The organism is Phocaeicola fibrisolvens, assembly GCF_025567125.1.
Classification (GTDB): Bacteria; Bacteroidota; Bacteroidia; order Bacteroidales; family Bacteroidaceae; genus Phocaeicola; species Phocaeicola fibrisolvens.
This window is the reverse complement of record NZ_JAOQJI010000028.1, coordinates 16,642-29,602: the sequence shown is the minus strand read 5'-3', so window position 1 is coordinate 29,602 and position 12,961 is coordinate 16,642. Positions and strand designations below refer to the sequence as shown.

General features: G+C 43.6%; 5 protein-coding genes and 2 tRNA genes. 6 read left to right on the top strand and 1 reads right to left on the bottom strand.

All coding sequences use genetic code 11. From position 1 onward, the window contains the following. Positions 1-37 precede the first annotated feature (37 nt). Positions 38-3,265, bottom strand: a complete 3,228-nt coding sequence (locus OCV81_RS11640; RefSeq protein WP_148330148.1) for a UvrD-helicase domain-containing protein — start codon at positions 3,263-3,265, stop codon at positions 38-40. Between the two features lie 1,285 nt (positions 3,266-4,550). On the opposite strand from OCV81_RS11640, the gene OCV81_RS11635 reads away from it, so the two are divergent. From OCV81_RS11635 to OCV81_RS11610, 6 genes are all read left to right on the top strand, one after another. After that, positions 4,551-6,035, top strand: coding sequence for a hypothetical protein (locus tag OCV81_RS11635; protein WP_148330147.1), 1,485 nt, complete (start codon positions 4,551-4,553; stop codon positions 6,033-6,035). A 118-nt stretch (positions 6,036-6,153) separates the two neighbouring features. Next, complete coding sequence (locus OCV81_RS11630; protein ID WP_148330146.1) at positions 6,154-7,053, top strand: IS982 family transposase; 900 nt, start codon at positions 6,154-6,156, stop codon at positions 7,051-7,053. A 377-nt stretch (positions 7,054-7,430) separates the two neighbouring features. Then, positions 7,431-7,504: transfer RNA gene (locus OCV81_RS11625), tRNA-Arg, on the top strand. Positions 7,505-7,531: 27 nt separating this feature from the next. After that, a tRNA-Arg gene (locus OCV81_RS11620) sits at positions 7,532-7,605 on the top strand. 608 nt (positions 7,606-8,213) lie between these two features. Continuing rightward, positions 8,214-11,300 (top strand): SusC/RagA family TonB-linked outer membrane protein, encoded by a 3,087-nt coding sequence (locus tag OCV81_RS11615; RefSeq protein ID WP_148330145.1) that lies wholly within the window; start codon positions 8,214-8,216, stop codon positions 11,298-11,300. 24 nt (positions 11,301-11,324) lie between these two features. Next, positions 11,325-12,932, top strand: coding sequence for a SusD/RagB family nutrient-binding outer membrane lipoprotein (locus OCV81_RS11610; protein WP_148330144.1), 1,608 nt, complete (start codon positions 11,325-11,327; stop codon positions 12,930-12,932). The last annotated feature ends 29 nt before the right edge of the window (positions 12,933-12,961 follow it).

Genomic DNA, 12,961 nt, shown 5'->3' with positions numbered 1-12,961 from the left:
TTGTATTGTCGAAATAGAGTGGTAAATAAAAATAAACTCAGGCCGGAAGCGTCACTTCCTCCAGCTCGTTGGCAAACACATACCAGAGGAATCCCCGGATGTGGGTGTAGCCCATTTGCGTGAGCAGGTTCATGTAGTCCTGCACCTGTGCGCGGTAACTTTCGTTCTTCTTTCCGAACTTGAAGTCCACCACGACTACCTGTTCGTCTTTCCGCATCACGCGGTCGGGGCGGCGCGTCTGCATCTGTCCCTCCTCGTCGGTGTACACAATGGCACATTCGTTGTAGAGTTCCCAGGTGCCGCTGAACCAGTCTTTGGCTGCCGGATGCTGCAAAGCCCGTCGGGCCAGCGTTTCCACCTGTTTCATCTGTTTTTCCGATTCGAAGATACCCTCGAAGTTCAACCGTTCCAAAGCAGGCGATAGGTCGTCCGCCTTTTCGATGTGGGCAAACACCTGGTGCAGCAGTTGTCCCTGACGGATGTACTGCCCGCGGCTGTCGTCTGCCTCATCCCCTTGGATAAAGTCGGCCGAACGGTTCGACTGCTTGAACTCGATGTGCGTTTCAATGCTTTCCATCTTCACGGGGACTCCCTCTTTTGGCGAGGATAGCCGGTTGGATTTACCCGCCTTCTTCTCGTCGTGAGCCGTGCAGAGCTCCCCGTATTCGCCCACCGCATCATCTTCTGGTGCTTCCTGCGCAAGCGGCAGTTCCACCTCCTGCATCAGCGGCAGACTGTCGTACAACAGTTCCGATACCGTGCCTTTCTGTCCCGCCTTGGCAAAAATAATCAGGTTCTTGCAGGCACGTGTAAACGCCACGTAAAGCAGGTTCAGGTTGTCCACCCACAGCTGCAACTTTTCCTCCAGGTAATCGTCGTGGTACACCGATTCCGCCATGGCACTCGAGTAGTTCACCGGCACGATGTCCAAGCGGTTGAACGGCGGAATGTCCGTTTCCTTTCCCGTGCCCGCTACGCTGCACCATATCAGGTGGCTGTTCGTCTCGTTCTCCATTTTCCAGTCGCAAAACGGCAGCAGCACCGTGTGGTATTCCAAACCCTTCGATTTGTGGATGGACAGGATGCGGATGCCGTCGATTTCGCCCGAAGGAATGGTTTTCGTGTTCAGCTTCTCGTCCCAGAAACGGATGAAAGCCGTCAGCTCCGACGAGTTGTTCTGCATGTATTCCGTCACCGCATCATAAAATGCATAGAGATATGCATCCTGTTGCTCGATGCGCTCCATGTCGAACAGCACGAAAAGCTTTTCCAGCAACTCGTAAAGCGGCATGAAGCGGAGTTCGTTTGCCTGCAACTGGAACGCTGCTGGCAAGTAATTCTTGGGGTCGTCGAGCAGCACCGTGTTGAGGCTGATGTCCTTTCGTAACACCTCCTGCTGATAGGCCACTGCCAGACGGGCCAGCGCAATGCGGTCGTCGGGCGAAGACAGGTAACGCAGTCCGTCGATGAGCATGTTTACGGCCAGAGAAGCGTTCAACTGGAAAGCCTCGTCCGATACGATGTGGTAGGGGGTGTGCTCGTCGAAATAGGCTGCAATGTCGGGGATGCTCCGGTTCTTTCGTACTAGAATGGCCATCTCGTTTAGGCGGATGCCTTCTGCCGTGAGCCGCTCCACCTCCTCGGCCAGCTGTTGCAAGGTAGCCTCCGTATAAGGCCGCTCCTTGGAATCCTGCAGGAAAGTCACCTTCACGAAGCCTTTCTCGTCTTTCTTGGCACAACGTTGCCGCACGTCACTGTACGCCTGTTCCAGCTGCGTGCAAGGCATTCCCTGTTCCTCCTGATACCGTCGGTTAAGCGTCTGGCAGGCCGCCGTGAAAAACTCGTTGTTGAAACGGATGATGCGCGCCTCGCTTCGCCAGTTCGTGTCGAGCGTACATTCCTTGATGCGGAAACTCCGGTCGTGTCCCAGTCCCGCGAGGATTTTCCAGTCCCCGCTTCGCCAGCGGTAGATGCTCTGCTTGATGTCGCCCACAATCAGGCTGCCTTCCTTTTGCGCCAGACTCTCCTGCAAGAGCAGGTGGAAATTCTCCCACTGCATGCGCGAAGTATCCTGAAACTCGTCAATCATCACCGTATCGATGGTGGTGCCGATTTTCTCGTAGACAAACGAAGCGTCGCCTTCCCGAATCAGGCTATGAAGCAGGGCATTGGTGTCCGACAACAGGAAGCGATTGTGCGCCTGATTCTGCAACCGCACCTCCTCGTCGATGTGCGCCAGCAGCCGCAGGTTGTTCAGGTAACGTAGCGAGAGGTCGCACGAGTTGAGCAGCAAGCTGTTCTGTGGACGCCGGTTTTCCGCTTCCTCCAGTAACGGCATCAGTTCCGAGGCCGCCAGCGAGCGGATTTCGTCACGGTGTGAAGACGTCTTCGTGGTCCAGTTCTCTTCACTTTCCAGACACTTCTCCACGGTCGCATTGCGGATGTCGCTGCTCAGTTTCCCGTTGGCCAGTTTGTTGAAATAACTGCCGATGCCCCGCGAACCGTTTTTCAAGTCCGCCGGCGTCAGCCCGTGCATTTCGAGCAGTCCCGTAAACTGGTCACTGAATCCCTTCATAAACTCCAGCACCTCTTCGCGGATGTTTTTCAGTTCCTCCCGATACGCCGGGATGAACTTCGGGTCGGCCAGTTTCCGGCGCAGTCCTTCCCCTTTCTCGATATAGTTCTCATCGAAGATGTTTTGTCCGAAACTCTTGATATCCTTCGACACATCCCAGCGCCGGTCGTTCGCAATCCGTTCCTCGATGTACTCCAGCAGCCAGTAGAGCACCGGCGAGCGGCGGTCCAGTTTTTCAATCATGGCATCCACGGCATCGCTCAGCACCTCCGTATTGTTCAGTTCGATGGACAGGTTGGCCCCCAGCTCCAGTTCCCGTGCCAGGTTGCGCATCACCGACTGGAAAAACGAGTCGATGGTTTCGATGCGGAAACGGCTGTAGTCATGAATCATGTGCCGCAAGGCCTCGCGTGCCGCCTCCCGGATTTCCCCGACCGACTTGGCCGAGGTTTTCTGTATTTCCTTCAGGTAACCGTCCGACCCCTCGTCGGCTGTAGCAATGCCATACAGCTGTTCCAAGATACGTTCCTTCATTTCTGCCGTGGCCTTGTTGGTGAATGTCACCGCCAGAATTCTCCGGTACGCATACGGGTCTTCAATCAGTTGTCTTATATAATGTACGGCCAGCGTGAAAGTCTTGCCGGAACCGGCAGACGCCTTGTAGACTAAAAGCTGGGGATGCTGTTCCATGTGTGATGTGGTTTTAAGGGTTTTAATGTACAAAATTACTAATAAAAAGTGATATATAAAATGTAATGCAGTTGTTGGCAGCTGGCTTGAAAGAATGAAAGATGAAAGAGCAATGAAAAAAAGCAAAATTAGGATATTGTAGTGTTACCAGCTCGTGACCATGCTCAAAATTGACTATAGCAAAATTGAAAGAATATAAGAAATATTAACTTTTTAAACTACTAACAACTCTCGCAAGAGAATATGGCATAAATGAGATTTGTAGTATTTCTCAAAGATCTGTGTAGTTACGAAGGATTCTTTACGGACTAAATTTGAAACCTAAAAAATAGAACTATGAAGAGTATATTTTTTATCTGAAAAGACTGATAGTGAAGAAAGAAAGTATAGTGTTGGTTATGGGACGTATTAGCTATGAATGGAACGAAAACGTAATTCAGCAACAAATTTTCGGTTGACTCCCAATTGTAGGACATGAAAGGTAGTCGTGTTATGTGAAAAATTTTTATCACTCTTGAAACGAACCGCTTGCTTAACAAGATGCGTGTAGTCATCAATAGGATTATCAGAAATTTATGGAGAGTGACAATTTTTGATGGCTGAAGAAGTAAAGAATGCTTTTCTTGGACTGGAATACCATTGCATATACTGACTGATGCAGGTGTCCATTGGTATAGCGAGGATTGCCCAAAGCTGGTAGAAGTCGACATGGAAGCCGAAACCATACTTTCAAAATATCAGGTCGTTTTTAAGCACCTGCAAGAGTTCCTGAATGTTTTCTATTGTGTGAAGGATATTTCCTTGAAGAAACAGAACGCCAACATAAGTATAGAAATTAAAGGGTACAAATAATTAGTTAGGCTAAAACAGGGTATAAATGTCATTGGGGAGTAACATAGAAAAGTATAAAGAGAAGTATTTAGATAAAGGTTTGATAAATCAACAAAAGTGAATATTTGCATTTTACGCTTGTTGCATCAGAAGTAAGTATAATAACACAAAGTAATTGTTTATTGCTGATAAAAATCAATCCTGATACAAACTAATTGGAGAAATAGTGTTTATTGATTATAATATAGTTTTTCTTGATAGTTATTCAAAGGAATCTTTGTAAATTTGTAGTTTAACTGTGCTTTCTATGAAACATATTGCTCATATATTACAGTAATGTTGCAAATAAACGAGAATATTATTTATATTTTGGATTGTACACAAGGGTGTATATTCCATTTTGGATTCAAGAGAATGTGATTATGATGAATATTTAACCTATTAAATAAAATATATGGTAGACAAACATGATGCTGCAATTAACAATCACATAAATTCATTTGATGATTGTTTTGTAAATTATAAACAAAATATGCGTTTATATGTGGCTCCATTGGTGTATACAACTGGTGCATTTAACATATTAAGTTCAAGTCCATTGTTATGGGGAAAAGAAACCAACGGTTTCTTTTTTCAAAACGATAGGATTATTACTAAAGCTAGTGATCCAACAAATAGTATTCATAATAGGAATCTTATTTTAGTTAACCCCACAAGATTTTACTCTGTGTACAAGGAAGATCGATATGAGTACTATTATATATTTTTTTCTAAAGTTGCTACAGAAGCATTGGTAGAGTATCATTCTTATTCTTTTTCAGACGAAATTGTAGGAGCCGTGGCATTATATATTAATAATAAGACTTTTATGGGAACATCCAAAGCGTCAATAACATTTCTTATTACGAATAAGCCTGTAAGTGAAAAATATATGTGTTGTAGTTTAGAAGATTATCCATATAACAAAAGATATGACGATATATTAAAGCATATTGGGACTAGATATCTTCTGATGGGGTTAATCTTCAGATTAGAAAATAGATTTGGATATACGGCAGACTGGGCCTGGGAAGATTCTAGAATTGACAATGAAATAATTCAACGTATCAATGAGCAGTATGATAATTTGGATGATGAATATAAAGATTTATGTCATTTTGTTCTTCCTAACAAGTATAAGTTTGTTCATAACACTCCCTATTCCAAAGAAGTGTCCGAAAGAATTGTCAAGGAATATATAAACAATTTATACTCATTGATTTATAGAAATCGTATAGCAGGACAATTGGGCTTGATTTATACGCATAGTTTAGAAGATGTTGAAATTAAATTAATAGAAAAAGCCTATAAGTACATTTTTGGTATGCCTCAAGTTATTTTATCTCAGAGAGATGAGGGGCAAATGGTAAGAAATACCATTGTGCTTTATTTAATCAATATCGCTTTTTCTCATGTGCGCAGAGCACAAGGAGTTTCATCGTTATGGTTGTATCGAAATTTATTCTATTTAAGAAATAATACTAATAATGAAAAGGTCTTTAATCTTGCAAATATTCTTTTGCAGTGTGTGTTATACACAAACGAGGTAGATTTTAAGCCAATTATTTCAAATATAAAAGAGAAAGAAATAGTTCTTAAAAGTTTAAAAATCAGAACCTCGTGGAAGTTAATGGACGATACATTCTGTATATATGAATTACTTTTTTATTTTAATGATAGTGTGACAGAATCTATAAAAGAAGATTTGGAATTATTGTTATTAGGAAGAATACAAAACATGAGTAACGGTTATGATTTCAAAACTACATGTGAATATTTAGATAGAAATCTACATCATACATTTATGGGAATTGAAGAAGAAAGAGAGTTTTATGCCAATAGAATTTATTCCTATATTAATGAGCAAATTATAAAAGATCCACATTTTGGTTTTGAATAATATTTAAACTACGTGAGTTCGATATAAGGAATAAAATTATTCGTTTGATAATTAGGAACATAGCAATAAAAGCATTAAATTTATAGTGTCAAGTTATAACATTTAAGCGATTACCACTATGTTCTCAGAGGATAAAGTTACGGGGATTTATTGTATGGCGGATGATTTTTGCAAAGAATTTGCCAAAGTACAGGAAAAATACATGGTTGAAGACAAGAATCATAAACATCGGAACAAGCCGAACCGGATGAGCGATGCGGAAATCATGGTCATCCTGATCCTGTTCCACTCGGGAGGTTTCCGATGTTTCAAGCATTATTACAAGGAATATGTCTGCAAGCATCTGCCCCACCTCTTCCCCAGCCGTGTGTCCTACAACCGTTTTGTGGAACTGGAGAAAGAAGTCCTGTTGCAACTTACCGTCTTCATCAAGGAGGTCTTGCTGGGCACTTGTACCGGTATCAGCTTTGTGGATTCCACACCGCTGCGTGTATGCCGGAGACAACGCATATTGATCCATAAAACCTTTGAGGGGCTTGCGGAACGTGGAAAATGCTCCATGGGATGGTTCTTCGGCTTCAAACTGCATTTGATTATCAATGACAAAGGGGAAATCCTTAACTTTATGTTTACTCCCGGAAATGTGGATGACCGTGAGCCGTTGAAACAAACCAGGTTCTTGAAAAAGGGCAAGCTCTGTGCGGACAAAGGGTACATCGGTCAGGCACTATTTGAGAATCTTTTCACGGGCGGCATACAACTGATAACCAAAGTGAAGAACAACATGAAAAATTCCCTGATGAGCGTAGCGGACAGAATCCTGCTGAGAAAACGCGCTTTGATAGAAACAGTCAATGATGAGTTGAAGAATATCGCACAGATTGAACACTCCAGACACCGTTCCTTCAATAACTTCATTGCCAATTCTCTATCTGCCATAGCAGCATACTGTTTCTTTGAAAAGAAGCCCGCCATTGACCTGTGTTTTGTCAAAGACGGGCAACTTACTATGTTTTGAATTATATCGAACTCACGTTAAACTGTAATGATTAAAGCATATTTTCGTGGAATTAAGTTTTACAATAAAATGAATTTGTTGTATAAACTTATGGAATTTTCGCGGAAAAACAGCAGGAAAGGACTGATTAGTGAAGAAAGAACCGTGGCGCGTATATCCGAAAATCTCACCTGTGCTATGCTGAAGATGCCTGCTAGCCTTTTATGTCTCCCGGCACAGAACTGTATGTTTTCCGTTTGGAAAACCTATGGTTCAGTATTGGAAAACCTATGATTTGCGTGCGGAAAACGTAAAAACCGTTTGTGTGTTCGCATAAATCCGTCGAATAATTTGTATAATTCAAAATAAAAGCATACCTTTGCGCCGCAATTAAGGATGGTTCCGTAGCTCAGCTGGATAGAGCAACGCCCTTCTAAGGCGTGGGTCCTGCGTTCGAATCGCAGCGGAATCACTTGAATGCAGCACAATTAGTAAGGATGGTTCCGTAGCTCAGCTGGATAGAGCAACGCCCTTCTAAGGCGTGGGTCCTGCGTTCGAATCGCAGCGGAATCACAGAAAAGAGGAAATCGGATACGGAGTTTCAGTGTGGGTTTTCTCTTTTTTTTTGTATCCTACCTTTTTTATTTGTGAGTCAGTAAAACCGGCTTTATTAATAAAAAGAAGGGAGTAAAATAAGGTGGATTAGAAAAGTAAACCCCGCTATTGAGGAAGAATAAAACAAAATAATTATTTTTTTTCGACAGAATCTCTTGTAATTTATAAAAATTGTATATATTTGCAGCAGATAAAACGATACACCTTGTTTTGTCACACAAACAGATAAAAACCTAAGTTAAACTATAAGAAAAAAATCATGAGACAGGCTGGATGCCTGTAGGTCCGAATTATTTGAGAAGATAGAGAAGGAGTTCTTTTTAAATCAGGGAAAAAATTTGACGCAGGAATGACAGGCATAGATTGCAGTTTTTTTACTGAGATAAATGTCTGCCCAGGGAATGTTGTCGCTTTTCCAACACAAAAAGACTAGATTATTAACCGGTTCTTGATTGTTGGCTGATGTTCTTTCGTTCCAGTCTTGGAATGATTGTGCGTTTGACAGTAATTATGGACCATAAAACCGTGAAATATAAATAATTGTCCAACAAAATCTTAAATCATCTATGAAAATAGAAAGAGCTACTCAGCTGCTATTCCTTTTGCTGGTATGTCAAGGAGGTAATGCAGCTTACGCCAACCTTCCGAGAGGAGCAAATGAGGCTTCGGTACAGGTGTCGGCACAAGCAAACAAAATCACAGTAAGTGGAACAGTCGTAGACGTCAACGGAGAACCGTTGGTAGGAGTTAGTGTGCTGGAAAAAGGAACTAGCAACGGTACGATTACCGACATCGACGGAAACTTTTCTTTGTCGGTTAGTGAAGGTTCTATCTTGGAAATTTCCTACGTAGGTTATAAAAGTCTGACGGTTTCTTCGAAAGAAGCATTGGGTGTGCTGGTGATGAAGGAAGATTCGGAACTGCTGGATGAGGTTGTGGTTACGGCTTTGGGTATCAAGCGTTCTCAGAAAGCTTTGAGCTACAATGTACAGGAAGTGAAGAACGATGCACTGACAAAGGTAAAGGATGCCAACTTTGTAAACAGCCTGAATGGAAAGGTGGCTGGTGTGAGCATTCAGCGCAGTGCTTCGGGTGTCGGTGGAGGTACCCGCGTAGTGATGCGTGGTAACAAGTCTATCAAAGGAGACAACAACGTGTTGTATGTGATAGACGGTGTGCCGATGGGTAATCAGGCAGACCGCTCGGGCGACGGTACAGGATTTGGAGCCGGACGTACATCGGGTGAGGGTATTGCCAGCTTCAACCCGGAAGACATCGAAAGTCTTTCTGTGCTGACAGGTCCTTCTGCAGCAGCTCTTTATGGAGCCAGTGCAGCCAACGGTGTCATTTTGATTACTACAAAAAAAGGTGCCGAGGGTAAAGTCAGTGTGAATGTGTCGTCTTTCGCAGAGTTCTCAAAGGCATTTGTGTTGCCGAAGTTCCAGCACACTTATGGAAACGTGAGTGGAGAAGCCGCTTCATGGGGTGAGAAACTGGCTGTGCCTACTTCTTATGATTCGGCAGACTTCTTCAATACGGGAACTACCTTTACCAACTCATTTAATCTTTCTGTAGGAAATCAGAAAAATCAGACGTATGTGTCGGGGTCGGCAGTGAATGCAAAAGGTATTGTACCGAACAATAAATATCATCGTTACAATGCCATGGTGAGAAATACCACCAAACTGTTTAATGACAAGTTGACGATGGATGTTTCTGCCAGCTATGTACGTGAGTATTACAACAACATGCTTTCCTACGGTACATATTTCAATCCGATTCTTGGAGCATATCTGTATCCTCGCGGAGAAGATTTTGAGAAAGAAAAATATTTTGAACGTTATGATGCAGAGCTTGGATACAATGTGCAGTCATGGGCGCCCGGTGATTTCGGTATGGCCGTACAGAATCCTTATTGGGTAGCCTACCGTAACATTCGTCCGGAAGTGAAAGACCGTTATATGTTGTATGCTTCATTGAAATATGACATCACCGACTATCTGAATGTTTCAGCACGAGGCCGCTTGGATAACACCTATACTGAAAGAGAAGATAAACGCTATGCTTCTACACACGGAACCTTTGCCAGACCGTTGGGCCGTTACAATTATTCAAATGAGACCTTCCGTCAGAAATATGCCGATATCATGGCAAACCTTTCCAAGCCTTTTGCCAAGGACTTCTATGCAAATGTCAATGTGGGTGTTTCTTTTGAGGAATATGATACGAAAGGAAGAGGGTATGGCGGCCAGTTGCTCCTTGTTCCGAACAAGTTTGCGTATGATAACGTAGACCCTTCTACTGGCGTACCGTCTCAGACAGGAGGTGATAACCGGAAGATGAACTTCGGTGTGTTCGGCTCTGCAGAACTTTCTTGGAAATCGGCTGTATATCTTACACTTACAGGCCGTACGGATAAACCTTCGCAGTTAGTGAACAGTAAATCTCCTTGGATTTTCTATCCTTCAGTCGGATTGTCGGCTATTGTGACAGAACTGTTGCCTGAAAATCTGCGTCAGTCTATCTCTCCGGTATTGGGATTCTTTAAAGTACGTGCTTCTTATACGGAAGTAGGTTCACCGATTCCTTATACGGGATTGACCCCGGGTACCATTACCCATTCTGTAGAAGGAGGTGTAATCAAGCCGTTCAAGTATTATCCGCTTCCGGAACTGAAGCCTGAAAGAACCCGTTCTTATGAAATCGGTATCGACTCCAGATGGTTGAACAATACGGTTTCTTTAGGAGTAACCTTGTATAAGTCGAACACTTACGACCAGTTGCTCGAAGCAAAACTGTCGGAAAGTTCAGGGTATGACTATATGTTTGTACAGGCAGGTAATGTGGAGAACAAAGGTATCGAGTTGACTTTGGGTTACGATCAGACCTTTGGGGATTTTTCTTACAGCACCTCATTTACAGCTACAGCCAACCGTAACAAAATTATTGAACTGGCTTCTAACGTGAAGAATCCTGTGACCGGAGAAGCCATTGATTTGAGTGACATTAAGGTAGGGCGTTTCCGTCTGCGTGAAGGTGGAGAAATTGGTACCATTTATGCAGAAGAACGTTTGAAACGTGACCAGGACGGTTACATCGTCTACAATGAAGGACAAAATATTACTACTGAATCTACCGAACCTTATAAGCTGGGAAGTGTCAATGCGAAATGGAACTTGGGCTGGAGAAATGGATTTACGTATAAAGGTTTCAACCTGAACTTCCTTGTGACAGCCCGTCTGGGAGGTATTGTAATTTCCAAGACACAAGCCATCCTTGACCAGTTTGGTGTATCGCAGGCTTCTGCAGATGCCCGCGATGTCGGGAAAGTGATGGTGGGCAATGTAGCAGTACGTCCGAAGGACTATTATGAATCAGTGGTCAACTTGGATGCCTACAATGTATATTCTGCTACAAACGTTCGTCTTCAGGAAGCAAGTCTGGGATATACTTTCCCCAATTCCTGGTTTAAGGGAACCTCGTTCCATAACGTGAGCCTTTCGGTGTATGGCACCAATCTCTGGATGATTTACAACAAAGCTCCTTTCGACCCGGAACTGACTGCTTCTACAGGTACGTTCGGACAGGGATACGACTATTTCATGCTGCCTAGCCAGCGGACTTACGGAGTGAGCCTTAAATTTGGATTCTAATCAATCATGAAAAACAGAAATTATATGAAGATAAGAAAATATTTGATACCTGTATTATCTGTATTGGCATTGGCTTCTTGTGATTATGAGAAGATCAATACGAATATCTATGGTATTACGGAAGAGGAAATGAAACAGGGTGGTCTGTTGTATGGTGCACCGTTTATGGACATGCAGAAGCTTGTGATTCCTATCGGTTCACCCACAGAATCGACAGGACCGGGTAATGACTTGGCTAATACAGACGTGATGTCGGCTGGAAATTACATCGGTTACTGGGGTATGAACAATAACTGGAATTTCAATACAGAAGCTACCTGGAACTTTACGGATGCCCGTATGAACTATGCTTACCAGAACTTCTATTCAAAATTGTTCCGTGCATGGAATGATATTTATAAGTATACAAAAGATTCCCAGGATCCTGCAGACAAAGAAGTACAGGCTGTAGCCAATGTGGTAAAGGTGATGGGCTGGCTTCGTGCCACTGACGTGTTTGGGCCGATTGTGTATACGAATGCCGGAAACGGTGACATTGCTCCTAAACTGGATTCACAGGAAACGGTGTATAAGGCCATGTTGGCAGAATTGAAGGAAGCATCGCAGGTCCTGGCTGGTACAACGACAAAAGTACTTTCGTCATACGATGTGATTTATGATGGGAATGCACAGAACTGGACCCGTCTGGCTAACTCGCTGATATTGCGTCTGGCAGTACGTGTGCATTTTAAGGATCAGGCATTGGCAAAGGAATATATTACTTTTGCGCTTGATCAGGCTAATGGAGGAGTGATTGAGACCGTAGTGCAGGAAGCAAAAATACAGAATACCGCCAAGCTGCCGTTGATGAACTCTTTGATTCCGATTGTGGAGGACTATGGAGAATGTCGTATGGGGGCCACTATCTGGGCATACATGGAAGGATACGGTGACAAGCGCCTGAATGCTAACTTTGTGGCTGGTTCATATGGCTTCCAGGCACTTCCTCCTACAAATGACAAAGCTCTCAGCGCTTTTGCCAAGGCAGGGGCAGCGAAACCGAAGGTGGACTCATCTTCACCTTTGTTCTGGATGCGTGCTTCGGAAGTGTCTTTCCTGAAAGCGGAAGCCGTACTTTATCAACTGGCAACGGGTGATGCGAAGGCCTTGTATGAAGAAGGTGTCACTAAGTCATTTGAAGAAAATGGAGTGAGTGGAGCTGCCGCTTATTTGCAGAGTGACAAAAAGCCAAAGGATATCGAACGGAATACATTAATGTATAACCAATCTTATTCTTGTAAACTTTCGACCAACAATGTGTCTCCAAAATGGAATGAATCTGATCCGGATGAAGTCAAACTTCAGAAGATTATTACTCAGAAATATTTGGCACTTTATCCCAATGCCGTAGAAGCTTGGACAGAATATCGTCGTACGGGTTATCCTTACCTGCTGAAACCGGCTTATGTCAAAGCGTATGTCAGTATCGGTGCGGAGGCAGATGCTGTGACGCCCGAGAGATTCCGTTTTGCTCCGACTGAATACGGTACCAATCCTAATATGTCGGAAGTACCGACTTTGCTGGGAGGTGCTGACCAGGGTGCCACTAAACTATGGTGGGTTCGTGACGGCAGACCGAAACAGCCAAAATAAAAAAGAATCTGTTAAAATTCAAAAGACAT